The organism is Gemmatimonadota bacterium, from assembly GCA_009838845.1.
In the GTDB taxonomy this organism is placed as follows: domain Bacteria; phylum Latescibacterota; class UBA2968; order UBA2968; family UBA2968; genus VXRD01.
In genome coordinates this window covers 35514-60768 of record VXRD01000091.1, presented here as the reverse complement: position 1 = coordinate 60768, position 25255 = coordinate 35514, and the positions used below count along the sequence as shown (strand labels likewise).

Annotated in this window: 14 protein-coding genes; 13 read left to right on the top strand and 1 reads right to left on the bottom strand. The window is 52.7% G+C overall.

Features of this window, described 5'->3' with window-relative positions; translation table 11 throughout:
• Positions 1–19: 19 nt before the first annotated feature.
• The 13 genes from F4Y39_11760 (at position 20) to F4Y39_11700 (ending at position 24632) form a co-directional block, all read left to right on the top strand.
• Positions 20–835, top strand: a complete 816-nt coding sequence (locus F4Y39_11760) for a transketolase (GenBank protein ID MYC14393.1) — start codon at positions 20–22, stop codon at positions 833–835.
• Positions 835–1770 carry a transketolase gene (locus tag F4Y39_11755; GenBank protein ID MYC14392.1) on the top strand — a complete coding sequence of 312 codons (936 nt, stop codon included), beginning with the start codon at positions 835–837 and terminating at the stop codon, positions 1768–1770. Before F4Y39_11760 ends, F4Y39_11755 begins: the two co-directional genes overlap by 1 nt.
• Positions 1771–2815: 1045 nt before the next feature.
• The gene (locus F4Y39_11750; protein ID MYC14391.1) at positions 2816–9109 is read left to right on the top strand and encodes a T9SS type A sorting domain-containing protein; all 6294 of its coding nucleotides are present in this window, start codon (positions 2816–2818) and stop codon (positions 9107–9109) included.
• Between the two features lie 68 nt (positions 9110–9177).
• Positions 9178–12951, top strand: coding sequence for a T9SS type A sorting domain-containing protein (locus tag F4Y39_11745; protein ID MYC14390.1), 3774 nt, complete (start codon positions 9178–9180; stop codon positions 12949–12951).
• 89 nt (positions 12952–13040) lie between these two features.
• A complete protein-coding gene (locus F4Y39_11740; GenBank protein ID MYC14389.1) occupies positions 13041–15137 on the top strand; it encodes a T9SS type A sorting domain-containing protein in 2097 nt (698 codons plus the stop codon).
• A 247-nt stretch (positions 15138–15384) separates the two neighbouring features.
• Positions 15385–16407, top strand: coding sequence for a Gfo/Idh/MocA family oxidoreductase (locus tag F4Y39_11735; GenBank protein MYC14388.1), 1023 nt, complete (start codon positions 15385–15387; stop codon positions 16405–16407).
• A 181-nt stretch (positions 16408–16588) separates the two neighbouring features.
• Positions 16589–17524, top strand: coding sequence for a hypothetical protein (locus tag F4Y39_11730; protein ID MYC14387.1), 936 nt, complete (start codon positions 16589–16591; stop codon positions 17522–17524).
• Positions 17525–17793: 269 nt separating this feature from the next.
• A complete protein-coding gene (locus F4Y39_11725; protein ID MYC14386.1) occupies positions 17794–19434 on the top strand; it encodes an AAA family ATPase in 1641 nt (546 codons plus the stop codon).
• 145 nt (positions 19435–19579) lie between these two features.
• Entirely contained in the window at positions 19580–21103 is a 1524-nt protein-coding gene (locus tag F4Y39_11720) for a proteasome accessory factor PafA2 family protein (GenBank protein ID MYC14385.1), read from the top strand.
• Positions 21104–21270: 167 nt separating this feature from the next.
• On the top strand, positions 21271–21462 hold the full coding sequence (locus tag F4Y39_11715) for a ubiquitin-like protein UBact (protein ID MYC14384.1): 192 nt from the start codon (positions 21271–21273) through the stop codon (positions 21460–21462).
• 3 nt (positions 21463–21465) lie between these two features.
• Entirely contained in the window at positions 21466–22269 is an 804-nt protein-coding gene (locus F4Y39_11710) for a proteasome subunit alpha (GenBank protein ID MYC14383.1), read from the top strand.
• A complete protein-coding gene (locus tag F4Y39_11705; protein ID MYC14382.1) occupies positions 22266–23063 on the top strand; it encodes a hypothetical protein in 798 nt (265 codons plus the stop codon). The genes F4Y39_11710 and F4Y39_11705 overlap by 4 nt, the downstream gene beginning before the upstream one ends.
• 108 nt (positions 23064–23171) lie before the next feature.
• Positions 23172–24632 (top strand): proteasome accessory factor PafA2 family protein, encoded by a 1461-nt coding sequence (locus F4Y39_11700; protein MYC14381.1) that lies wholly within the window; start codon positions 23172–23174, stop codon positions 24630–24632.
• Between the two features lie 54 nt (positions 24633–24686).
• On the opposite strand, the gene F4Y39_11695 is transcribed toward F4Y39_11700, so the two are convergent.
• Positions 24687–25232 (bottom strand): DUF1854 domain-containing protein, encoded by a 546-nt coding sequence (locus tag F4Y39_11695; GenBank protein ID MYC14380.1) that lies wholly within the window; start codon positions 25230–25232, stop codon positions 24687–24689.
• Between the last annotated feature and the right edge of the window lie 23 nt (positions 25233–25255).

The window sequence follows — 25255 nt, the reverse complement described above, 5'->3', positions numbered from 1 at the left end:
CGGAGGGTGGGAGATTTTTATGAATATTGAAGACATTGCCACATTTGCCGCGAGGATTCGTCGGCATGCGCTGTGTATGGTACATCACGCGGGGGCTTCGCATATCGGTACCTGTTTGTCGATGGCCGATTTGCTGGCGGTGCTGTATTGCCGCACGCTGCGGATTGATCCGCAGAGACCCGACTGGCCGGGGCGCGACCGATTTGTTTTGAGCAAGGGGCACGGTACCGCGATTTTGTATGCGGCGCTGGCAGAGCGCGGGTTTTTTCCGGTCGAGTGGTTGGACCGCTATTGCGCGGATGGTTCTCCTCTGACCGGGCATATCAACCATCTGGGTGTGCCGGGCGTGGAGGTGTCAACGGGTTCGCTTGGGCACGGGCTTTCTATTGGCTGTGGCATGGCATTGGCCGGGCGCGCGGCGTCCGATCCATACCGCTGCTTTGTTTTGCTGAGTGACGGAGAATGCGACGAGGGGTCTATCTGGGAGGCGGCGCTTTTTGCACCGCACCATCGGCTCGGCAATTTGACGGTTATAATTGATTATAATAAGATTCAGAGTTTTGGCACGGTTGCAGAGGTTCTCGACCTGGAGCCGCTTGCAGATAAGTGGCGGGCTTTTGGCTGGCGGGTTTTGGAGGTTGACGGTCACGATCTGGTCGCTATTGACGATGCTTTGCACGGTGTGGATGCGGGTGCGGATCGTCCTCTGGCGTTGATCGCGCATACGGTGAAGGGCAAGGGTGTGAGTTTTATGGAGGACGATTTGCTCTGGCACTACCGCAATCCCGACGACGATCAACTCGCCGCGGCACTGCGAGAGGTGGGGGGTGGATGATGCGGACGATGTTTATTAATACGTTGCTGGAACTGGCTGATGAGGATGATCGCATCTTTTTGTTGTGTGGGGATCTGGGTTATTCTGTGCTGGAACCTTTTTTTGAGCGGTTTCCCAACAGGTTTGTCAATGTGGGGGTTGCCGAGCAGAATATGATCGGTATTGCAGCCGGGCTGGCGCAGGGTGGCTATGTCGCGTTTTGCTATTCTATTGCAAATTTTCCGACGTTGCGTTGTCTGGAGCAGATCAGGAATGATGTCTGCTATCACGATTGCAATGTTACTGTTGTGTCCGTTGGGGGGGGCGTGGCTTATGGCGCCCAGGGCTACAGCCATCACGCGGTTGAAGATCTGGCGGTGATGCGGGCGTTGCCGAATATGGTGGTGGCCGCGCCGGGCGATCCTTTAGAGGTTCGCGCATTGACTCGTGCGTTGGTCAATCATCCGGGTCCGGGTTTTTTACGCCTGGGCAAGGCGGGCGAACCAATTTTGCACGATGCGGTGCCATCGCTTGAGATGGGAGAGGTGATCGAGATGCGAGATGGGGACGATGTCGTCCTGCTGAGTACGGGTGGGATGCTGGAAACTGCATTGCAGGTCGCCGATCAACTCGCCCAACAGGGCGTCGATGCGGGGGTGACGAGTGTGCCGTTTCTCAAGCCGCTAAATACGGCTTATGTCACGGCGGCTACGCGACGGAGCGCGCTTTTGTGTACGCTCGAAGAACATGGCCCCATCGGCGGCCTGGGCGAAGCCGTGGCGTCTTGTCTGGCGCAATTGTCGGGAGACCGCGCCGCGCTGTTGCCGTTCAGCCTGCCAGAGGGCAGTACAAAAGGCGTGTCTGGCGATCAACACTATTTGCGGGCACGCGGCGGTCTCGATCCCGATAGCATTTTCGCGGCTGTTACCGATGCCTTTGCCAATACGCAGACCTGAGACCCATCCACCCGTGCCGTCCCGTCCGTCATCGCGGCGTGTTGTTGTAGGGGACGGCCCCTTTGCCGTCCCGTGCTGTTGGTTGTCATCGCGGCGTGATTTTGAGCCGCGATCCAGAAGGTTTTGCCGTTGGTTTTGTTTTTGTCTTTAGATTTTATCCTGTCCATCCTTTCATCACTGGATAGAACCACTTCAGTGCAGGCTCTGTAAATCCTGATTCTATTTGCTTTTATTCTTGCCTTATATTCATTATATTATAGGGGACGGTTCCAGTGCCGTCCCGTCTTTTGTCATCGCGGCGTGTTGTTGTAGGGGACGGCCCCTTTGCCGTCCCGTGCTGTTGGTTGTCATCGCGGCGTGATTTTGAGCCGCGATCCAGAAGGTTTCGCCTTTGCATTTTGCCTTTTAACCCGTTTTCATCTGTGTCCATCTGCGTCATCTGCGGATGTTTTTTGCTTTTCGCTTTTGCCTTTCATCCTGTTCATCCTTTCATCCTGTAAATCCTGATTCTGATTGCCTTTGCGTTTCTTTTTTATTATCATATCATTATCAAAGAAAAAACGCTTGACACTACCATTTTGATTGCATATAATTAGCCCGTCGTATATTTAATGTGGAGCAGTTCCCATGAACCAAACGTTAAACAAAACAGAAGGGGTATTGTTTTTTCCTAACGCATTGCTCCTCAATGCTATTGTGAGGATGTTGCATTGGTGTGTGTTAGGCTGTTTTTGGAAGGAGGTACTCGAATAAAATGCCGAGTTCATAAAGTATTCGTAAACTGTTGTTTTTTAGAGGAATTAAAGAATATGAAAACAAGTTCGTTGAAGGGAGGGATATAAATTTGGAATCTGGTAGTGCTTCTCCGCTGGGTCGCAAAGGTCGCGGCTCTCACCCTGTTCCGGGGTCCGGCTTTAAACAACGCGATGGACAGCGCGAGAATGTAGGGGCAATCCCTTGTGGTTGCCCGCCGTTTCGCAGTAGATTCAAAACGTTCGTAAACAATCATTTACTCGATCCTGACTTTTTTTTAGGAGGTCGAAGGATGAATTTTCACAAAACAATTGGCTTTTTGGCAACTCTCTTGCTGGTGTTTGGGCTTGGAGTGCCAGATAGTTATGCACAAGATGTATCAACTGTCTCAATCACCCTTGCTCCGAATAGCGTTTTTGACACGGACGATGCCACTGACGTGACAGCACAGGTGACCGTCACCCTGGCTGCTATGGCGGAATCGAATATGGCAGTGACTGTGACCGTGAGCAATATTACCGATCCTGATGGTGCCGATGATGATCTGGAGACAGCTGCTGATAATATAGGCACAGCAGAAGTTGCGGATTACGCCGCTATAACAGCATTTCCCATTGAGGTGTTTTTTCAAGCTGGTGAGATGAGTGCCTCAAATAGTGGAACCTTTTCGTTTGATCCAGCTCCTGATGGTGCTGGTGATGCTGATGACGAAACGCTTGTAATTCAAGCTGCGACTGGCGAGAACGCTGATGAAAAAACTGGTACAGCTAACCTGACCATACAAGAATTCATATCAAGCATTACGATCTCGCTCGATATGAATAGCTTTGTTGACACGGCTGATGCAACGACCGTGACAGCAGAGGTGATGGTTACTCTGAATGAAGCTCCGTCAGCAGATACTGAAGTGGTTGTGACCCTGACCGATATTACTGATCCTGATGGTGCTGATGGTGATCTGGAGACAGCTGCTGATAATATAGGTACAGCAGAAGCTGCTGATTTTACATTTACCGCTGGTGATCCTATCACAGTGACTGTTGAAGCAGACGCAACCAGTGGCACAGCGGAAGGAACCTTTACGTTCGATCCAGCTCCAGATACTGATGATGCTGATGACGAAATGGTTGTAATTCAAGCTGCAAATGCGGATGCTGGTCAAAGTGTTAGAGCTAACCTGACCATAACAGAACTCTTATCAAGCGTTGCGCTCGCCCTTTCTCCTGATGATAACTTTAAGGAAGGGACCACCACTTCGGTGCTCGCAGAGGCGACCGTTACTCTGGCTGCTATGGCGGAATCGAATATGTCAGTGACTGTGGCCGTGAGCGATATTACTGATGCTGATGGTGCAGATGATGATGTCGCTACGACCGATGATAATATAGGTACAGCAGAAGATGGGGATTACGCCGCTATAACCGCCTTTAACGTTGTGGTTAATATTTCCGAAGGCGCAATGAGTGGCACAGGGCGGGCACTCTTTAGTTTTCAGCCAGCTGCAGATGCTGATAATGATAGCGAAGTGGCTGTACTTGAAGCTGCGGCTGCTGGTCACATGGGTAGAGCCAACCTGGGAATAAGCGAAGGAGAAGTGGAAGAGGTCACAATCACGCTTTCTCCGAGTAGCGTGATGGAAGCGGACGGTTCAACTACCGTGACAGCAGAGGTGACCGTTACCCTGAATTCTGCGGTGGGAGCAGGTACTACTGTGACTGTGGATGTGGCCTTGCGTTCTGCTATGGGTACTGCGGAATCTGGGGATTACACCATTGCAGATCTTGAAGATACCGAGGTGGTTATTGACGGAAACGCCGTTGCCCCAGCTAACATGACCAGCTCAGTCACTGTAACCTTTTCGATTGATCCAGCGCAAGACGGTGATACGGATGACGAAACGGTTCAGATTACCGCTACGGCTGGGGGAGAATCGGGTATGGCTGACCTTACCATAACCGATGATGGTGACTCTGCTGGAAACATCATGATCTCTCTCAGTCTGGACGAGATTAGAGAAAATGTTCGTGCGAGAGATGTGGTAGTAACCGCGACATTGTCTGAGGGGACAGGGCCCGTGACGGTGATGGTGACTACCATGATGACGGGAACACCAGAGGAGATTACGACGGCCACGCCTACAGGCACGATTGAGATCGCGGCTGGTTCTGCCTCTGGATCAACCACGCTATCGCTTGATCCGTCTGATGACGATGTGCTTACGAATAGAAAAATCCGGGTGACAGGTAGTGCTGTGGCCGATGGTTATATGTCAGACTCTGCAGATATTACAGTCCTGGATGATGATAATGCTATCGGAGACCTCACAATCACTGCTGCCAGTCCACCCAGTGTGACTACGGGTGAAGCTACGAACGTGATTTTGACGGTGAAGGGCTTGCTATTCGATAAATTGGAGGATGACGGTACGGTCGTCGCGACTTTGACTACCACCTTAGGATCGTTCCAGAATACCACGAATACCAATGCTGCCTTTGTGACTGTGGATCCGAATAACCCCATGTCTGCCGAAGTTTCAATAGCTATGGCGGATCACGTTGACCTCATTCCCGATCAGGACTCTCCCGATGGCACGAGAAAAATCACACTGACCCTTACTGCGGCTGATGCAGCAACTGAGGGTACGATGATTACCGTGACTGCCTCGGCGGATATGTATAATGCGAGTGAGCGCGTGATTCCCGTAACAACTCGATCCGCCTTTGATCTCCAGGGTTATCGCGTTGTCCTGGTCAAGCCAGCAGCAAATGGCTGGGCAATCATAGGCAATGACAAGGTCGTTGTTGATGTGATGCGCGTCGGTAGCGTAGCGTATCCCTGGTCGCAGTTTGAGAGTATTAAGGCCTCGGTGCGCGATACGGCTCATGATAATTCAGATCCTGCTCATGAGATTGATGCCGTAACCGCGAGAAATTTTAACCTCGAAGACAACGGATCCGTTACTTTTGAGGAACCGGGAAGTCGCAGTCGCGGTGATGTTATCTGGCGCGGCAATGACACGATCCGATTTGAGATCAGGATAAGACCTCGCGATGATTCGGGTACTACAGATCCGGCGAGGGATGGTCAATATCTGGGCGCGTATGTGCATATTGAGTTCACTTCTGGTCAAGCTTCAGACTCATTCACAAATAGGGATTCAGACAAAGCGGTTTATCCTTCTAATCCCACACTTGTGGATGAAGCGAACAGATACAGAGGTGACGGGAAGTTGTTTAAGGTTGATAATCTCGCGCCTTCAAACTCTGCCATTACTGATGTCAGGGTTACATCTGGGTCAGGGGACGACGAAGAAGTGAACTCGGGTATTACTGCTACAGTTGGCGATGATATTCGCGTCGCTATCAAGGTTAGTGGAAATGTTCTTTTCCGAGACTCTGGTGTCCGGGTTCAGGTACGGCCTGTTGATGGTTCCGGGACAGCTATGGGAGGCGTCTCATATCCTGCTGGCGATGTCGCACCTCAGGCTAAGACCGTCAACTTTAGTGCTGCTCAGGTCATCGCTTCCACCGCAGATTCATTGCGTGTCTCCTGGACGGTAAATGAAGGATTCTTCCGATTTAAAACCGATAACTATGTCGAGGGTATAGGACGGCAAGGTGTCTTCTTTGAGCCGGATGAAGCGACGGGTGAGGTCCTTGTACAGGTAAATGATCAGGCGGGCAACTATAGTAGTGTTGCCTTCAAAAAGACGTTTGCCATTGACTCTCGTTCGCCGGGCGTTACGATCCGGTATCCTGCTGCGGATCCCGACAGTATCTATGATCATGCGCATCCCCTGCGTTTTACAGGTCATACATCGGATGATGTGCATGGCTATAGTGAGTTTCTCAATCCTCTGGTCGTTGAAGTGGATGAAGATCTTTCCATGCTCGAGGTCTTTGCAGTCGGAGCGGATACCCTGGATATCACTGACCAGTTTTCTTCGAGTAGTGTAGGGGATTCAACCGTTACTTATGAAACGTACGATCTCAGCTCTCCGAAGAAAGACGGGGAAGGCGATGATGATAAATATCCGGGCAAAGCCTACGTGCCATCGAGCGCGAATATAGCCGGTACAGACATAGAACTCGCTGTTTTGGCGACAGATATATTGGGTAACACAACCAAGACGACGATTTCTGGTGTTACGCACGATGCAGCACCTCCAAAGCTTACGGACTGGTTCCCCAAGAACCGTTTGCTTGAAGAGGACCAGTTTAACGATGCGACACCGCCGGTCTTTACACTGCCGGAAGACGTGGACTCGATTGCGGTCAGGTTCACTGCGACAGGTGGAGCCGATGTCATCAAGGAACGTGGTGGGGTAACGACAAAGGGCGAAGATAGCTTCGATTTCTCTGGTGAGTTAACGGATGAGACAAGCTATGATATGACGATATTTGTCCGCGATCTCGCGGGTAATATCTATATCACGCCTGCGGATTCCTCTTCGGGTATGCGATTTAACGCAGAATTCGATAATCCGATAGCGACCAGGTACACATTCGAAGCCGGGATGGACTCTGTGATTGCTGGTCAGGCAAATATGCTGACGATTCAGGCTGAAGATTACGATGCCGGGTCTGATACGAAGCGCATGGCGCTGACGTATAAGAACATGGCGCGGATCAGTGCCTGGGATACAGACGGTGGTGCTGCCGAGTCCGTGTGGTTTGAAGGCACGGGCGTGACAGATGATGCCGATAATCCCGATGGCGAGGCTATGCTGAGTGCTGCCGATTGGAGAATTGGTAAGCGCACAGTTACGGTCAAGTCGAACAAGGCTACTGGTTTCATCAAGATTATGGTCGAGCATCTGGATTCCGGTATGGGTGATACAGCAGTCGTGGGATTTGGTAGTGCAATCGATAGTCTCTACGTTGGTGCTGCCGACTTTGCCGGGTTTGATATAACCGCCTGGGAAGAAGGCGTAGAAGGCGCTGCACAAGAGATTTGGGGCGATTACACCCTTCGGGTGGTCCCGGTCGATAGGCATGGCAACCCCTCGGTAAGAGCGTTTGCGGCTGATTTCGACGACTCCCTGGATGTGCTGGATACCCGAGTGGGAGACAGTGGTGCCTTTGAATATAAGAATGGCATTGATGTCGAAATTATCGGCGTTCCCGCTATTGAAGACTTTGCTCTGTTGATCTTGAGTATCGGGAAGGATGGCGAGACTTATGATCTCGTCGCACCTGACAATAGACGCAGTCAGACGGTTCAGGTCAGGGTCGTGAATGGGTCCTTGAAAGAGGGCGATACCCGAAGCCAGAACATCAGAAGTACTGCGAAGTTCAAGATTTCTGCTCCTTTGACACCTATGCTTACGCTCTGGGTGCCCGGTATGGAAGAGGATCAGGCGGGTAAAGATGTTATGATTCCCGCTGATCCCGGTGAAATAACGGTCACGGTCGCAGCCGAAGGCTATAATGCTGGCGATATGGTGACCTTTACCCGGAACGGTGAGGATGCAGGGACCGTGGAAGCCGATGACGATGGCGTTGCCAAGTTGATGATTACCGCGAGTGTGGCAAGTACGACGATGGTGTCGGCTACGAATGGTCTGTATGAGACGGGCGAGTTGACAATTGTCTTTGACGATACGCCGCCTAAGCCAGTGCGCAAGCAGTTTGTCGATGCAAACGGCGATCCGGTTTATCTCATCTCTGCAGAGAATATGACAGTTGACGTGGCTGACTTCCTCGCTCTGGTTGCTGCGTTTGGTAGCAGCGAAGGCGATGATAATTACAATGTTCAGGCCGATGTCAATGACGATGGCATGGTTAATGTCGCTGACTTCGTCGAGTTTATCACGTCCTTTGGCAAGACAGCTGTTGGTCCGGCGACGAAGCCGCTCGTGTTGCTGCCCGGCGTAAACGAGAATGCTGAGTTCTCGCTGAGTTTGGGTAGTGAGCGCGTGGTCGCTGGCGAGACGGTGGCTGTCGATGTGTCGCTTGCCAATGTCGCTGCTCTGGTCGGTTATGGGTTCGCGCTCAATTACGAGTCCGATAAGTTCGAGTTCGTGAGTGTGGCGCCTGCCGATGAGGATCTGCTCAAGTCAACAGGTGGAGAGACGCTGTTCCACCATGTGGTTGCCGACGGTCAGGTTACCGTTGCCAATGGTCTGTATAATGGCACGGCGATTTCCGGCGGTGGCGATGTGGTTCGGTTCGTGTTCCGCGTGTTGCGCGAGTTTGAGGATAACGCCAGGTTTGAGATTGCCGACGGTCTGGTCTTTGACCCGGGTCAGCTTTCCAATCCGGCGGTGGTCGCGGGTGTGCTGGAACTTCAGAGTACGCCCAGAGAGTTCGCTTTGCACCAGAACTTCCCCAATCCATTTAACCCGGATACGACCATTAAGTACGATTTGGCCGAGTCCGCCGACGTGACGCTCCAGATTTACAATGTGTTGGGTCAGGTGGTTCGGACGCTGGTCGCTTCCGAGGCGCAGAATGCGGGTCGCTATCAGATTCGCTGGAACGGTATGGATGATCGCGGTGTGCCGGTTTCGAGTGGAATTTACTTCTACCAGATTTCGGCAGACGGAAAGTTCAGTGATGTGCGGAAGCTGATGCTGCTCAAGTAATTCGCCGATGGATCGGGAAGTCTCATCTGGGAAACTTCCCGATCCATATTTTCATATAGGAGTTTGTAATGTTTTTGAAAAAAAGTCTTTTGTCTATGACTGCTTTGGCATTGCTGATATTTGCAGGGCAGGCTTCTGCGCAGAGTATCTCGATCATGGGTACTCCAAGCAAGGTTTCTGGACAGGGCACGGAAATTACGGTTGTCGTGTCCCAAACGGGTATTACCCAATCCGTAAATGCCATACAGGTTGAATTTGATTTTGACCAGTCTCTTTTAACGCTTGCTGCACCTGCTGGCTGGTTACAACCAGATCCCGGCACGGTTTCCCTGTTATCTATTAGTGCAGTACCTGTGCCAGCAAGTGTTCCTTTCACTTTTACGACAAACACAGATGTGGCGGGTCAGGAATTTTCCATTGGCATTAAGTCGGTTACGCTTGATGGCCTTACACTTACCCCATCCGCTGCGGTCTCGTTTAATGGCATTGAAGCTGCTTTGACGAGTGATGGCGCAATCAATGACGATGGTGAACTCGTCGTCAATGTCGCTGTTCCCGATTTGGCGCAAGCAACGACTGGTGCTGAGATCATGTTTGCGGTTGAACCCGCTGGAGCGGCGGCGATCACAGGTGGTATGCCTGCTACCGGTTTGGGAGTACCTCCGGGCGGCGTAAGTGGTATGAGCGTTACACTTCTCGGCATACCGGCTGTGATGCTGGATGGCGGGAGTTACGGCTCTGTGACGTTTACAGTGAATCCCGATGCCACTGAGTTTACCATTAGTGTTGCCTCGTTTACGGTGCTTACTGCAGATGGAATGAGGAGGGGTGTGGGTGGTGGTGATGCTTTGACGGTCGTCCAGTTCGCGCCCTATCTCGAGGCGAGCGCAACTGCGGTTACGGTTGGCCACGGCGAGACGGGTACGGCGACGGTGACCGCGATGGATACGCAGGGCAAAGCGGTTGCGTTTACCGTAGATCCCGCCAGTGCGGGCACAGTGTCGGATGATGGTAATTCTGTGATGTTGTCCGCAACGGGCAATGCCACAGTGTCGGTGTCGGCAATGGTCGGTGGCGTGGCGCTTGGTCCGGTTGAGGTTGTTTTTACCAAGGCACCACCGGAACTACAGACTGAGAGTACCGAGGTGGTGTTTTCAGATTTTGGTGCCTCAGCTTCAGCGATGGTTACGGCTATCGGTTTTGATGCCGGTGCCGAGATTAATTTTAAAATTACGGGTGGTGCCGGGTTTGCTACAGGTGCTGGTGCTGCGACCTGGACGGTGACGACGAGTAATCCCGGGGATGTGACGATGGAGGCCACCGATGGCACGGCGACGACGGCTCCGCTGACGATTTCGTTTGTGAATCCTCCGCCTTATCTGACGGCAGATAACGCCGATGTTATTATTCCGACTGGTGGAGAGGCAACGGTGACAGTTACGGCAACGGGTCTGGGTGACGGTATTACTTATACGTTCACCGAAGTATCCGGTACAGCGTCGGTTAATGCTGTTACGGATGGTGCTATGGTCACGTTGACGGGTAGTGGTGAAGGTTCTGCTGAGGTGACGCTGAAAGCCATGGATAGTGACGGTAAGGAGACAAGTGCGTTGAAGGTTATCTTCAGGGCGATGCCTTCTGTTACGACAAATATGGCTGATGTCGAGGTTCCTCAGTCTGTTGTTCCCAGCGGTTCGTCATCGGTCGTGGCTGTTGGTTTTCCCGAAGGTGCTGAGGTTACGTTCGATGTCCAGGTGACGAGTGGTTCAGAGAGTGATCTTTCAATGTCACAGGATGGCAATGTTTTGTCCTTGACGGCCACGGGTCCAGTTTCTGTGAGTGTGACGGCTTCTGGTGCCGGCGTTACGACGGCTGCGGTAGAAGTTTCGTTTAGCCAGATGAAGCCCGCTGCGCCTGCGAGTGTGATGGTGCAGGATCAGGAAGGCGACAATGGTCACTATGTGATGGTGACTTTTGCCAATTCGGAAAATCACGGAGATGTGAGTCAGTATCGCGTCTATCGCGAGATGATGGTGAATGATTCAGAGGGTAACCCGATGGCAGAGTGGGTCGCCTGGGCTGTTGTCGATGCGATGGATAATGATGGTACGACGCGCGCCGTTGTTCCGGTGACGGATGCGAAGGCAACCCGCTGGGGCGTTGCTGCCGAGACCGGTATGGGTTCGGCAGAGGATGTGATTACGCCTGCTGGCAAGCGCGTGTTCTCCAAGGAGAGCGTGCAACAGTTGGTTCAGTTCCTGGGTCTGGATCCCAATCTCGTTGTGACCGAGGATGAGCTCGCACAGGTGTTTATGCCTTCTGCTGATTATTTGAACGCGCTTATTGGGAACCAGAAGAATGTGGTGTTTGCGGCTCTGGATCCCGATTTGAGTGTGCTCGTCGGTGGCGATTTGGCTGTTCCGCAGAATATCCGCACGGATGGATCTGGTCCCATTGTTTCGTCTGCAATTACGGCGACGGAAGATATGGTGGCTGCGGTTGACGATACAGCCCCTGCTGCTGCGACTGGTCTCGCCGCTGATGTTGAGACCGGAATGGTTACCTGGACGGTGTCCGCCGATGATGGCGGCATGGATATTGTGATGTATCGCGGTTACGGGATTATGATTCCGCACGTGACGGGATACGTGGTCAGAGGCGGTGCTGGCGAAGATTCGATGATTGATATCGGGCCTGCGCCCGCTGGTTCGGGCAGTTTCCAGGTTCCCCAGGCTTTGATCGAGTCTCTGATTAATCAGGGTCTGCCCGCGGTGCTGGTGTCTGTGGTTGCGATGGACGGTACCAATATGACGCCAAGTGTTCCTCTACTTGTTGAGCTTACGCCCACGCGCAGGGGATTTGTGGATGCAGATGGCAATCCCGTTTATATTGTCAGACTTCCCAGGCACGGGGAAACTCAAACGCCGCTGACGGTTGACTTTGAAGACTTTATAGCCTTTACGATGGCGTTTAATACAGATGAGACGCACGAGAACTGGAGAGTCTTTGTTCAGGCTGACCTGAATGACGATAAGATGGTCAATTTCGATGACTTTATCCTGTTCTTTAGCTCGTATGGCAAAGAAGCGCAGGGTCCGGCTGGCAAGTCTCTGATTCCGCCTCCTGGCGTGAATGAGACTGCCGAGTTGACGTTGCGTTTGGGCAGTGATCGCGTGGTGGCTGGCGAGAATATGTTTGTGGATGTGTCTCTCGCCAATGTGCAGGCTCTGATGGGTTATGGGTTTGTGCTTAACTACGATGCCGAGAAGTTCGAGTTTGTAGAGGCGATGCCAGTTGCTGAAGATTTGCTTTTGTCTTCAGGTGGCGAGACGCCGCTGTTGAGGGGTTGGTCGCCTGAGGCCGGGCAGGTTCACGTTATGAATGCGATCGTCAATGGTTCGGAGGTTTCCGGCGGTGGCGATATTGTTCGGTTGGTGTTCCGCGTGTTGCGCGATTTTGAAGATAATGCGCGGTTTGAGATTGCCGAGGGTCTGGTTTTCGATCCGAGTCAACTCGCCAATCCATTGGCTGGCGGTGTGCTGGATATCCAGACGACGCCTACAGAGTTTGCACTGCTCCAGAATTTCCCCAATCCGTTTAACCCCGACACGACGATCGGGTACGAATTGGCCGAGTCCGCCGATGTGACGCTCCAGGTTTACAATGTGGTGGGTCAGGTCGTTCGGACGCTGATTGCTGCTGAACCGCAGTCGGTTGGTCGTTATCAGGTCCGTTGGGACGGTATGGATGATCGCGGGACGCCGGTTTCGAGTGGTATTTATTTCTACCAGCTCTCGGCAGGGAAGTTCCAGGATGTGCGGAAGCTGATGCTGCTCAAGTAATTCGGTAAGGGCGAGGCATGCCTATGTCTCGCCCTTAATTTGTCATTTAGAACTTACAAGGAGTAGTTTTCAGCGAAGGAGTCTTGCAAATGTTTTTGAAAAGAGGATTGTTATTTTTTTCTGCCCTTGCATTTCTGGCGTTTGCGGGTCAAGCCTCTGCTGGTCCCAATGCAAATGCGACGGTGTCGATTGATTTGATTACCGATGGCGGAGCAGGCAATCAGACGGACGATGGCGTTCATGCTGGCAATGTCTCTGGACAGGGCACAAAAATTGCAGTTGAGGTTTTCGCCAAGGGCGTGACCACGTCGCTGGTCGGTGTGAAGATCGAATTTGATTTTAAATCTGAAGAGTTAAAGCTCGATAAGGTCGAGAATAGCGCGTTTCTGTTTGCTATTCCAGAGGCGACGGGCGTAAATTTTGCAGCGACTGCGCCTGTTTCACTGCCCGAGTCCGGTTTTCTTGGACGCGCCGAGTTTTCTACTGTGGCAGATGTGACGGATATGGAATTCCATCTGGGCATTAAAGCGGTGACGCTTGCCGAAAGTGCAGCGTCGAGCGATGTCATCGCGCCAGAGATGATGGCGATGATGAGTACGATTAACTTTAATGTCAAGCCCAGGCTGATGACAGATATGTCTATGATGGATATGTCTATGATGATTCCGGTGCCGCCAGGTGGCACGGGGTCGGTCGTGGTAACGGCGGTGAATTTTGCCGCGGATGCGACGATTACGTTTGATGTACAGGGCGAAATGATCGAGATGGTTCAGTCCATGATGGATGGTGCCAAGCTGACGTTGACGGCGAGTGGCCCGGCAAAGGTGACGGTGACGGCGAGTGATGGCATGACGACGACCGATCCGATTACGATTGAGTTTGTCGAAGTGAGGCTCCCCTCACTGGATGCCGTTGTCGGCATGGACATGATGAATATGATGGATGATGGCATGCTCTCGGCCAGTGCCGGTGCCAATGAAGAGATTGCTATTGAGGTGTTTGCAGGTGATGTAGAAGGTGGTCTCGGCGGTGCGAGTATTGTGTTTATGGTTGATCCGGCTTCTGCGGCAACGATCACGGATTTTGCGCCTGCTGAAGGTATGACGCTGCTGGGTATTTCCGGCAATCAGATCGATGTCGGTGCCGAAGAAGCGGTGATGCTGTCCAATGGTGGTTTTTTGGGTACGCTGAAGCTGATGACGGGTGCCGAGGAGATGCCTTTTTCAGTTGGCGTTGCGTCGTTTAGAGGCGTTCTCGCTTCCGGCGAGGAATCGATGCTACCTGTGCCTGCTCCGGTGTTGTATAACCACGGTCCGGGTCTGGATGTGTCACCTGGTCTCATCAATACAATCCCGCGCGGTGGCACTGCGGTGGTTACGGTTACAGCCTTGCGTTTTCCCGAAGGGGCTACGGTTACGTTCACTGTAGATCTCCTAGAAGGTGTGGGCGATGATCCACAATCCACGATTGAACATTCGGTCGATGGTAATGTCCTGACTTTGACAGCCGCTGGTTATGTTTCTTCGGTTGTGAAGGTGACAGCCTCGGATGGTATGATGGAAGCTCTTGAGGTCACCATTCAATTTACCGAGCAGGTGGCGGTTGAGTTGTCGTCATTTGTCGGTTCGGTGGTTGAAGACCGCGTGGTGATTAATTGGACCACGGCTTCGCAGACCAATAATGCGGGTTTCCGCGTGCTTCGCAGCACGGATGGAGAGACCTACGAGGCGGTTAGCGAGCTTATCTCTGGTGCTGGTACGACCGATCAGTTGATGGATTATATGTTTGAGGATAATAGTCTTCCCGCTGCTGAGATCGTTTATTATGTTCTCGAGCAGATTGATCTGGATGGGACGGTTAACCTTTCGAATCCGATTGAGGTGCTGTTGGGCGCGCGTTTCACCCTGCCCACAGAGTTTTCTTCGGCTGTTTATCCCAATCCGTTTAACCCGAGGACGACGATTTCCTACGAGTTGCCCACTGACACAGCTGTGTCCGTCATTATTTACGATGCGATTGGGCAGGAGATTCGTCAACTCGTGAGCCAGCATTATACGGCGGGTCGCTATAGTGTCCAGTGGGATGCTAAGGACCATATGGGCCGCAGCGTTGGTAGTGGCGTTTATATCGCCAAGATCAAAGCGGGTCCAAATACCGCGATCCAGAAGATGCTGCTGTTGAAGTAGATCCGCAGATGTACGCAGATGATTGTAGGGGCGAGGCATGCCTCGCCCGTCATTGCGGCAGGGTTGTAGCCGCAATCCAGGGTTTTCTAAAAGGCCATTGGACATTTTGTCCAGTGGCCTTTTTTTTGTTATTGCGGTATTATATATGTGAAACTATATTCGAGCACGAATAGAAGTGTGAAGTGGGAGGAGTCATCGCGGCATGTAGTTGAGCCGCGATCCAGAAGGTTTTCAAAAGGAGATTTTGATGGAGAAGGTGCGAATGGGCTTGATCGGGTGCGGTGGCAATATGAGCGGTCATATCAGGCGTTTGATGAATATGCAGGATGTGGAGATTGTGGCGCTTGCAGATCCGAGTGATGAGAGTTTTGCGCGGTTGTACGAACGCGTGCCAGAGACAGAGGCGTTGCCGAGGTTTGCAGATCACAGGGAGATGTTGCAAGAGGTGGAGATGGATGCGACCGAGATTTCTACGCCGCATACGTTGCATTTTGAACAGATTATGGATAGCCTGGATAAGGGTCTGCATGTGCTGACGGAGAAGCCGATGGTTTGTACGGTTGATCACGCGTTTCAGGTGATGGATAAGGCAGAGGAGGTGGATCGCGTTTTGATGGTGTCTTATCAACGGCATCTGGCGCCGACGTTTCGGTTTATTCGGAATCAGATTCAGGCTGGGGAGATCGGAGAGGTTCAGTTTATTCAGGCGATGCAAGACCAGCACTGGTATGAGAATCAACAGGGGAAGTGGCGACAGGTTCACGCGCTGTCGGGCGGGGGTCAGTTGAACGATTCGGGGAGTCATTTGCTGGATATTGTGCTGTGGATGGTGGATCAGGCACCCACGCGCGTGTCGGCGTTTATGGATAATCTGGATACAGAGGTGGATATCAATTCGGCGCTGTCGATTGTGTTTGAGAATGGCGCGCTGGCGAATTTTTCTATTGTGGGTACAGGTCCGGGTCCGGGGATGTGGGAAGATATTACGATTTGGGGCACGAAGGGGGCGATTTATTCTCGCAATGGGAAGTTGACGTGTAAATACGGTGGCAGCGCACCCGTGGAGGTCAATGCAGATAGTTTGCCTTCGCGGTTTGTAAGTCCAGATCAAAATTTTGTGGATGCAATTTTGGGACGCGATGAAGTTCAGGTGCCGCCGGTGTGCGGTTTGCGCGTGATTCAGTTGACGGAGGCCGCATGGGAGTCGGCAGAAAAAAACGGTCGCCCGGTGCGGGTGAAGCGGACGAGAAGTAGGAAGTGGGAAGTGTGAAGGGTGAAGGGTGAGACCAATTGTTGTAGGAGCGAGGCATGCGTCATCGCGGCATGCAGTTGAGCCGCGATCCAGAAGGTTTTGCTTTTGATTTTTATCCTGTTCATCTTTTCATCCTGTAAATCCTGATGAACTGGTCTGAAAATCGACCAGTTGTACATCGCTTCAGACAGAGGTTCTTATGCGTATATCAAAATTAACGATTATTTTGGGGTTACTCGTCGGTGTTGCACCCGATTGTTGGGCGCAGCCCACAGCGCTGACGCTGAAGTTTCCAGAGGGTCGCAAGGCGCGATATAAGCACAAGTTCCGGGTGGAGTATTTCAGCAATATGGGCGAGCAGATTGTGATGGAGAGCGGGCATATTCGCGTGATTATAGATAATGAATGGCGCAGCCATGAAGAGGTGATTGTGCCCCAGGCGTTGCCGGGGAGGACCATTCCCGAAGGGGTGATGGGTGTTCGCGCTGAGATTAAAAAGGGTGCGAGTGCAGCGATTTTTCTGGGCGAGAAGCAGACGTATGAGCAGTTTCCGTTTACGTTTGATCTGTTTAATGACAGGGTTTTTACCTGGCAGGTGACGCCCGAGGGTGTGGTGCAGAAGTTCGAGCCAGATTTTCCCGCGTTTCGCGTGGATCGTCAGGATTTGATTACGGATATGTTCCAGGGAGCGATACCCGCGTTTGCGCCCGTTTTGCCAGAGGGACCGGTTAATAAGGGCGATACCTGGACGGGCGAGCGCGATTTCTGGCGTCCTTTTGCGAGTATGGATATGATGGGGCGCGATTCGCAGATTAAAATTAAGAGTACTTATGAGGTGAAGAATATCAAGAATGAGAAGGGGCGCGTGGAGGTGCATATCGATGAGGAGAGTGAGGTGGAGTACGCGGGATGGGTTGAGGTGAGTGTGGCTTCTCTGTATTACAATGGGAAGGGTAAAGGCGGGGGGTCGTGGGTGATCGATGCGACGCGCGGGCTGGTGCTGGAACACAAGGTGCATTTTGATATCACTAAGCCTGTGGTTATTAAGGCGGGGAAGAAGGATCCGATTCCCAATATCGTCGCTGAGGTTAAGATCGATATGGAACGCAAGTTAGAGAAGCTCGAAAAGGAGTAGGTTCACGGCTTGACACGGGTTTTGAGATATGGTATTCTTGGTTGAAGTGTGAAGAGGGAAGTGTGAAGTAGGAAGAGAGACGTTAAAGGTACCCGTCATCGCGGCATGGGGTTGAGCCGCGATCCAGAAGGTTTTGCTTTTGCCTTTATCCTGTTCATCCTTAAATCCTGTAAATCCTGATTCAGACAGAGAGGGGGTCAGCCATCAATACCAATGATTCTGATCGTCAGAGAAAGTCACCTGAAGATTTTCTTCAGGACTATGTGGATATGCAGCATACGTTTCAGTCGCTGTCGATTATCGATCAAATTTTGATGACGATGGATGAGACGGATCGACGGCGGCCCCTGTTGTACCAGTTGCGCCGGCAGCTTCAGGAAGATGAGATTACATTTGAGGATGCGAGGCGCACGATTGTGGAGTTGGAAGGGGCGCTGGAGAAGGTGACGGCACCGGCAAATCGGGTTGGTACGTTGCTGTCGCCGCCGGAAAATGGCATCGCGTACATTACGGTGGGGGGGGCGGAGTATTACGCCAATGTGGATTCCCGGTTGGATGAGCGACGTTTGAAGGTGGGGACGCGGGTGCTGGTAAATGAGGCGTTTGCCGTGGTGGGCGATATGGGCGAGTCTCCGTCGGGTACGGTGGGTAAAATTGTCGATGTGCTGGATGATGGGCGTTTGCAGGTGGGGCAAGAACACGGTTCACAGACGCATGTTTTGCTGCGGGGAGCAGATCTGGAGGCCGAGGCTTTGAAGGCGGGCGAAGAGGTGCGGATCGATCCGCATTTTCGCGTGGCGCTGGAGAAGATGCCGCATTCCGAGGTTAAGGATTTTTATCTGGAGGAAGTTCCGGATTTGCCGTGGGAGAAGATCGGTGGGCAAAAGGATGCGATTCAGGCGATTAAAGATACGATTGAGATGCCGGTGTTGCACCCAGAGTTGTTTAAGCGGTTTCAGTACAGTACGCCCAAGGGATTTTTGCTGTACGGTCCGCCGGGGTGCGGCAAGACGCTGATTGGGAAGGCGACGGCGTACAATCTGGAGAAGCAGGTGCAGGAAGACGGTCTGAATCTCAAGGCGTGTTTTATGCATATTAAGGGTCCTGAGATTTTGAATATGTGGTTGGGAGAGTCCGAGCGCAAGGTGCGCGAGATTTTTTCTCAGGCGCGCGAGAAGCGGCGCGAGGGGTTTTTGCCGGTGGTGTTTATCGACGAGGCAGAGTCGGTGTTAGGGACGCGGCGGGCGATTCGGTCGCACAATATTTCAAATACGGTTGTGCCGATGTTCTGTTCCGAGATGGACGGGATCGATTCCCTGCAAGATGTGGTGATTATTTTGACGTCCAATCGTCCAGATTTGATCGATCCGGCAATTTTGCGCCCGGGGCGTATTGATCGCAAGATCAAGGTGCTGCGTCCGGATGAGGATGCCGCGCGCGAGATTCTGGGTATTTATTTGACGGCCGATTTGCCGCTGTCAGAGGATGCGTTAAACGCGCACGATGGCGATGTACGGGCAGCGGTTGACGATCTTGTGGCGCGCACGATAGCAGAGATATATGCCAGGCGCGATGATACGCGCTTTTTAGAGGTGTTGCTCAGAAGCGGTCGCAAGGAGGTGTTGAGCCGCGGAGATCTGTGTAGTGGGGCTATTCTCGAGTCTATTGTGCAGCGCGCGAAGGAGATTGCGATTAAGCGGTGTATTGCGTCGGGCGCAGAAGATGGGATTGGTTTTGACGATTTGCTCGTGGGAATAGAGACCGAGTACAGCGAGAATGAGATTTTCCCGCCGACGGATAATACAGAGGATTGGTTGAAGTTGCTGGATTACGATCCGGAAAATGTGGTGCGCGCAGTGCCGATTCGCCCCAGGCGAGAGCGACGCATCTCAAGGCATGGCGTGGTTTGAAGTGTGAAGTGTGAAGTATGAAGTGTGAACAACTGTAGGGGCAAGGCATGCGTCATCGCGGTATGCTTCCCTGCTCAACACCCTGCAGGGACAGGCCTGAGCCGCGATCCAGAAGGTTTTGTCATTACTGGCGTTGTGAGATAATATGACTCGTTTATTCGGTATAGAAACGGAATATGGGATCACGATTGACGAGGTGGATAAGGTCGATGTGGTCGAAGAGTCGATGCAGTTGATTCGATGCTATCAGCAAGGGGCTTTTGTTCCGTTGTGGGATTATCGGCTGGAGAATCCCCGGCGGGATGAGCGGGGGTTTGAGGTTAAAAATCTGTTGAATGATGCCGATGAAAAGGTGCATTTGCAACAGGACCGCAAGCGCAAGATTCCGTTTAAAGAATTGAAGAGCGATTTGATTATTTACAATGGTTCCCGGTTTTACAACGATCACACGCATCCGGAGTATTCAACGGGTGAGTGCACGAGTTTGTTCGAGCTTGTGGCGCAGGATAAGGCGGGGGAGCGCATTGTGGATATTTGCGCGCAGCGGCGCACGGAGATGCTCGATCAGGGCGTTGTGCGGATGTATAAGAATAATACGGATTTCGAAGGGCACAGCTATGGATGTCACGAGAATTATTTGATGGATCGCTCGGTGCCTTTCGAGCGTATATTAGAGGGGTTGTTGCTGTTTTTTCCCACGCGGCAGATTTTTTGTGGGGCTGGGAAGGTGGGTGTTGAGCGGGAGGATCGCGCACCGATTTATCAGTTGTCGCAACGCGCGGAGTTTTTTGAGGTGATCGCGAGTGTGGATACGATGCACAAGCGTCCGGTTGTGAATACGCGCGATGAACCCCACGCAGATGCGGCGCAATATCGCCGGTTGCACGTGATTGTGGGCGATGCCAATATGTCGGAGTATATTACGGCGCTCAAGGTGGGGTCAACGGCGCTGGTGATCGATTTGATTGAGGCGGATTGTTTGCCCGATTATCGGCTGAAGGATCCGATTGCGGCGATGAAGAATATCGCCCGGGATCAGTCGCATGCGTGGCTGGTAGAGGTCGAGGGTCCCGGCCATCGCCTCGTTCCCGCGGTTGAAATTCAGGATGCGTTTTTGGCTCTGGCACGACGCGAGTTTGCCGGGCGGGATCAGGAGACGGATTGGGTGTTGTCTGCGTGGGAAGATGTGATAGAGAAGTTGAGCCGCGATCCAATGGATCTGGTGGGGGTGTGCGATTGGGTGACGAAGAAGTGGCTGATCGATAGTTTTTGCGAGGCGGAGAATCTGGCGTGGGATAATCCCGATGATTTGTTCTGGATGCAGAGTCAGGATCTGGAATATAGCAATGTGGATCGGGATGCGGGGTTGTATTATTTGCTGGAGTCGCAGGGGCAGGTGGTGCGTCTGGTCGGCGATGATGAGGTGGCAGCGGCAATGTCGGAACCGCCTTCGGGTACGCGGGCGTATTTTCGAGGGCGCAGTTTGGAGAAGTTCGGCGATTATGTGTCGTCGATTAACTGGGATCGCATTGTGTTTAAGCGCAATGGTCGCCAGCATGCGGTGGATATGAAATTATTGGTGGATGAAGAGCGGGTGCAGCGTTATAATGAGGTACTCGATAGTTCGGAGACGTTGGAGAGTTTTTTAGAGGCGTTAGAGAAAGTGTGAAGTGTGAATACCTGTAGGGGCGAGGCATGCGTCATCGCGGCAGGGTGTAAGCCGCGATCCAGAAGATTTTGCCCCCTGCTCAACACCATGCAGGGGCAGGCTTTTGCTTTTCATCGGTGTTCATCGGTGTTCATCGGTGGTTGCTTTTTTCATTAAGGAGGCCGTAGATGGATAAGGTCTTACAGTTTGAACGACGGACGAAGCCGGTCGATCCGGGAGGACCTGGTCCGGGTGATGATGGCGATGGTGGCCCCGCGCGCCCGAAGGTGGAGCGGCCAGATACACGCGATTTGCTGCGGCGCATGCGGCGCGTTGATCCCAATCAGGCGCGGCGCTATCGCCAGCGTACAGGCGAGTAGCTTATGCAATCGGGTGGGGATTTTGTCGATTTGCTGCGGCAATCGGGCTACCGGTTTCCGGGTGAGAATTTGGGCGATGTACAGGCCGAGCGCGCGTTGCCTTTTGAGCCTACGGATGCGACGACGATTTTGGCATTTCAATATGCCGATGGGGTGCTCGTTGCGGGCGATCGCCGCGCCACTGCGGGCAATATGGTGCTTTACGACCGCGCGGATAAGGTGATCGATCTGGATGCGTTTTCGGTGATGGCGATTTCGGGGTCGCCTTCTATTGCGTTTGAGATTGCGCGGATTTTAGAGCATGCGTTTCAGTATTATCGCCGCCGTTTGCTCCAGGAGATGAGTTTGCAGGCGAAGTTGCGCCGGTTGTCGCTGTTGATCAAGGATAATTTGCCGATGGCGATGCAGGGTATTGGCGCTGTGATTCCCATTTTTGCGACGTATGACCGGGTGGATGCGCGGGGTAAAATTTATTTTTACGATGCGCTGGGGGCGCAGTTCGAGAGTGCGGATTTTACGACGACGGGGTCGGGGTCGCCGGCGATTCGCGGGGCGATGTATTATTTGAATCGCTGGGGCGGTCGGCGGTTTGTGGATATGGATCGCGATGCGGCTATCGGGCACGCGCTCCAGCTTCTGGATACGGCGTCGGAATACGATTCGGCGACGGGTCGATACGAGCGGTCGGCTGATATTTTTCCGTCGGTGAAGACGATTACGGCGTCGGGTTTGGAAGAGATCGAGACCGAGGCGTTGCGACAGCTCTATGTTCAATATGTGGATGGGGAGGAGGCGGGACGCGCATGATGTTGTCTGATGAGCCGTATCGCTGGGCAGAGGCTGTTGCGAATCGGCGCGATTATATTGAAGATCAGATCCGGACGGGGAGTCCGGTCGTGGGTGTGGGTTACGAGGGCGGGATTTTGTTGTTGACGCTGTCGCAGAGTCAGCAGAAGGTGTTTGAGGTGTACGATCGCCTCTTGCTCGCGGGGATTGGGCATTCGACGGATATCGAGAATCTGCGGCAGGCTGCGATTGATATGGCGCATTCGATTGGGTTTAATTATTCAGAAGACGATGTGACACTGCGTCAAATTGTGTATTTTGGTCTCGGTCCTGCGATTAAGGCGGGGTTTGACGATGTGGTGCGGTCTCCTTTTTTGGCGCGGGTGCTTCTCGCGGAGTTAGATGGGCAGGAGGGCGCGCACATTTTTTATTCTGTGGATTACGATGGCGCGTTTCACCGGCACGAGAAATGGGCTGCTGTGGGGGGTGTTGTGGAGGCGGATGTGATGATGGTGCGCGAGTTGTCGGGTTTGGATACGGAGGCGTTGTCTCTGTCTGATGCCGCAGGTGCCGCGCTTCGCGCATGGGCAATGGGGCGATGGATTGGGAAGATGGATGAGGTGCCCACCGATGCCGACGCGTTGGATCAGGTGGCCGGGGAGGTCGATGTGGCTGATGTGCTTGGGACGGAGTTGAAGGATCTGGAGGTGGAGGCGGTGGTGCTCGAGCGGTCGCGGGTAGGTAAAAACAAGTACCGCAATGTCGATGCAGAAGAAATTGCGCCCGCGCTGGCGCAGTTCATTGAGAATGCGTAAGAAGCGGTCAACGGTCGGCAATTAGAGCCGTCATTGCGGCATGCTTAAAGCCGCAATCCAGTGGGTGGTGGAAGGGAAGGGCTGAAAGCTGAAAATTGAGGGGTCCCAATGAGAGATCGCATTTTTGGCATAGAAACCGAGTATGGGTGTTTGGCGCCCGAGCACGAGGGTTTTGTGAGTCCCGATACCATTTCGGTGAAGGTTAAGGATCACATTTTTCACGTTGACCGTATCGGGATTGTGGATATTCACTATCGCGGACGGGATGAACCCCCGGGCAATGGGGGTTTTTTGTTTAATGCCGGGCGGGTTTATATCGATATGGGGCATCTGGAATACGCGACGCCGGAGTGTATGGGGTTGTGGGATATTGTGGCTTTTGATCGGGCTGGCGATCTCATTTTGCACCGGGCATTGCACGCGCTGGGGTTGGCTAAAGAAGCGTCGTTTTTGAAGAATAATATCGATCACTATACGGGTGCGACGTTTGGCTGTCACGAAAATTATCTGGTCAGGCGCAATGTGCCGTTTTCAACGGTTGTGATTCCCGCGCTGTTGCCGTTTTTGGTGACGCGCCAAATTTTTTGCGGTGCAGGTCGCGTGGGCAGTTATGACGACAGTTTTTATTATTATGGGCACAATGCGCGCGATGTGACCAACCGGGAGGATCCGGTGAATTTCCAGATTTCTCAGCGTGCGGATCATATTGTGACTGAGATTTATCAGTGGATTCAGTTTTCTCGCGCGATTATCAATACGCGAGATGAACCGCTGGCCGATCACAGCAAGTACCGCCGTTTGCACCTTCTGGTGGGCGATTCGAATATGTCGGAGTATGCGACGGCACTGAAGGTCGGCACGACTGCGATGGTGCTGAATCTTCTGGAGCGGAAGATTTTTCCCGGGGATGTGGTGGAGTTGGGCGATCCGGTGTGGGCACTGAAGGAGATTTCGCGCGATCCAACACATAAGTGGATTCTGGACCGGCAGAATGGGCGGTCTATTTCGGCTATTGATATACAGCGCGTTTATCTGGATTTGTCGCAGCGCCATTTGAGGGGTCTGGATGAGGAGTCGGATTGGGTGCTGGATGAGTGGGAGCGCACGCTGGATGATCTGGAGTCCGATCCGATGCAGTTGACAGATCGTCTGGACTGGGTGGCGAAGAAGTGGTTGTTGGATGCGTTTCGCGAGTCGGAGAATTTGAGCTGGGACGATCCGTGGTTGCAGAGTTTGGATCTGGAGTATCACAATATCGATCCCAATCGCGGGTTGTATTTCGATCTGGAGCAACAGGGTAAGATGAAGCGCGTGTTGACCGATGATCGCGTTGAAGAGGCTTGTGGGACGCCTCCGGCTGATACGCGGGCAAAGGCGCGGGCGGCAATGGTGAAGACGTTGTCGCAAAATCGGGTGCGGTATATTGTGGATTGGGATTCGGTGTATTTGGAAAATGATTACCATTTGAGTTTTCGCGATCCGTTTGATACGTATGACGAGGCGGCAGAGGCGTTTGCCGAGGAGGTCGAGATCGCGTCGAAGATGATGGGGTTGAAAAGGGGAAAGTGAGGGGAATTGTGAATATAAACAAAAAAGCCGACCACGACGTGGTCGGCTTTTTTGTTACCTTCTGCTCCTGCCACCTCGTCGTCCAGAGTAGTGGCGAGAGCTCATGGGCAGGTACGCGCGGGCGATTTTTTGACTGGCGCGGTCGAGTTTGGTATAGTTGGGGATTTTGTAGCGTTTGCGCGTTATGGCGTCGGTGAATACGATTTCGGGAAATGCGTTGAGGTTGAGGTTCTGATCGCCGCGGATTGTGAAGCGCATAGGTCCCGCGTCGGTGTTGATGTCCCAGGTTGTGCCGCCTTCTTTGTTGCTTTCGATGTTGAGTATGGTCTGGATTTTGGGGATGTCGTAGCGGTTTTTGAGGTGTTCTTCAACGCGTGCCCGGGATTGTGGGTTTAATCCGTCGAGTGTGGGCAAGAGGCCCAGTTCGGTTCCGTCCCGGTCGCGGAGGCTGATCCATTGGTCGGGCGTGGAAAAGGGGAAGCAGCGCGCGATGTGGTCGATGTGCAGTTCTTCTCCGTTGGCACAGAGGATCAGGCTGTCGCCGTTTTGACGTATGTCAATGGTTTCGGGGATGAGTTGGTTTTGTGTGATGGTATTCATAGGCAAGTGTGAAGTTAAAGGCA

Excerpts from the sequence above, each read along its gene's own strand:
- F4Y39_11760 (MYC14393.1), top strand. The coding sequence starts at position 20 with ATGAATATTGAAGACATTGCCACATTTGCCGCGAGGATTCGTCGGCAT.
- F4Y39_11755 (MYC14392.1), top strand. The coding sequence starts at position 835 with ATGCGGACGATGTTTATTAATACGTTGCTGGAACTGGCTGATGAGGAT.
- F4Y39_11750 (MYC14391.1), top strand. The coding sequence starts at position 2,816 with ATGAATTTTCACAAAACAATTGGCTTTTTGGCAACTCTCTTGCTGGTG.
- F4Y39_11745 (MYC14390.1), top strand. The coding sequence starts at position 9,178 with ATGTTTTTGAAAAAAAGTCTTTTGTCTATGACTGCTTTGGCATTGCTG.
- F4Y39_11740 (MYC14389.1), top strand. The coding sequence starts at position 13,041 with ATGTTTTTGAAAAGAGGATTGTTATTTTTTTCTGCCCTTGCATTTCTG.
- F4Y39_11735 (MYC14388.1), top strand. The coding sequence starts at position 15,385 with ATGGAGAAGGTGCGAATGGGCTTGATCGGGTGCGGTGGCAATATGAGC.
- F4Y39_11730 (MYC14387.1), top strand. The coding sequence starts at position 16,589 with ATGCGTATATCAAAATTAACGATTATTTTGGGGTTACTCGTCGGTGTT.
- F4Y39_11725 (MYC14386.1), top strand. The coding sequence starts at position 17,794 with ATGCAGCATACGTTTCAGTCGCTGTCGATTATCGATCAAATTTTGATG.
- F4Y39_11720 (MYC14385.1), top strand. The coding sequence starts at position 19,580 with ATGACTCGTTTATTCGGTATAGAAACGGAATATGGGATCACGATTGAC.
- F4Y39_11715 (MYC14384.1), top strand. The coding sequence starts at position 21,271 with ATGGATAAGGTCTTACAGTTTGAACGACGGACGAAGCCGGTCGATCCG.
- F4Y39_11710 (MYC14383.1), top strand. The coding sequence starts at position 21,466 with ATGCAATCGGGTGGGGATTTTGTCGATTTGCTGCGGCAATCGGGCTAC.
- F4Y39_11705 (MYC14382.1), top strand. The coding sequence starts at position 22,266 with ATGATGTTGTCTGATGAGCCGTATCGCTGGGCAGAGGCTGTTGCGAAT.
- F4Y39_11700 (MYC14381.1), top strand. The coding sequence starts at position 23,172 with ATGAGAGATCGCATTTTTGGCATAGAAACCGAGTATGGGTGTTTGGCG.
- F4Y39_11695 (MYC14380.1), bottom strand. The coding sequence starts at position 25,232 with ATGAATACCATCACACAAAACCAACTCATCCCCGAAACCATTGACATA.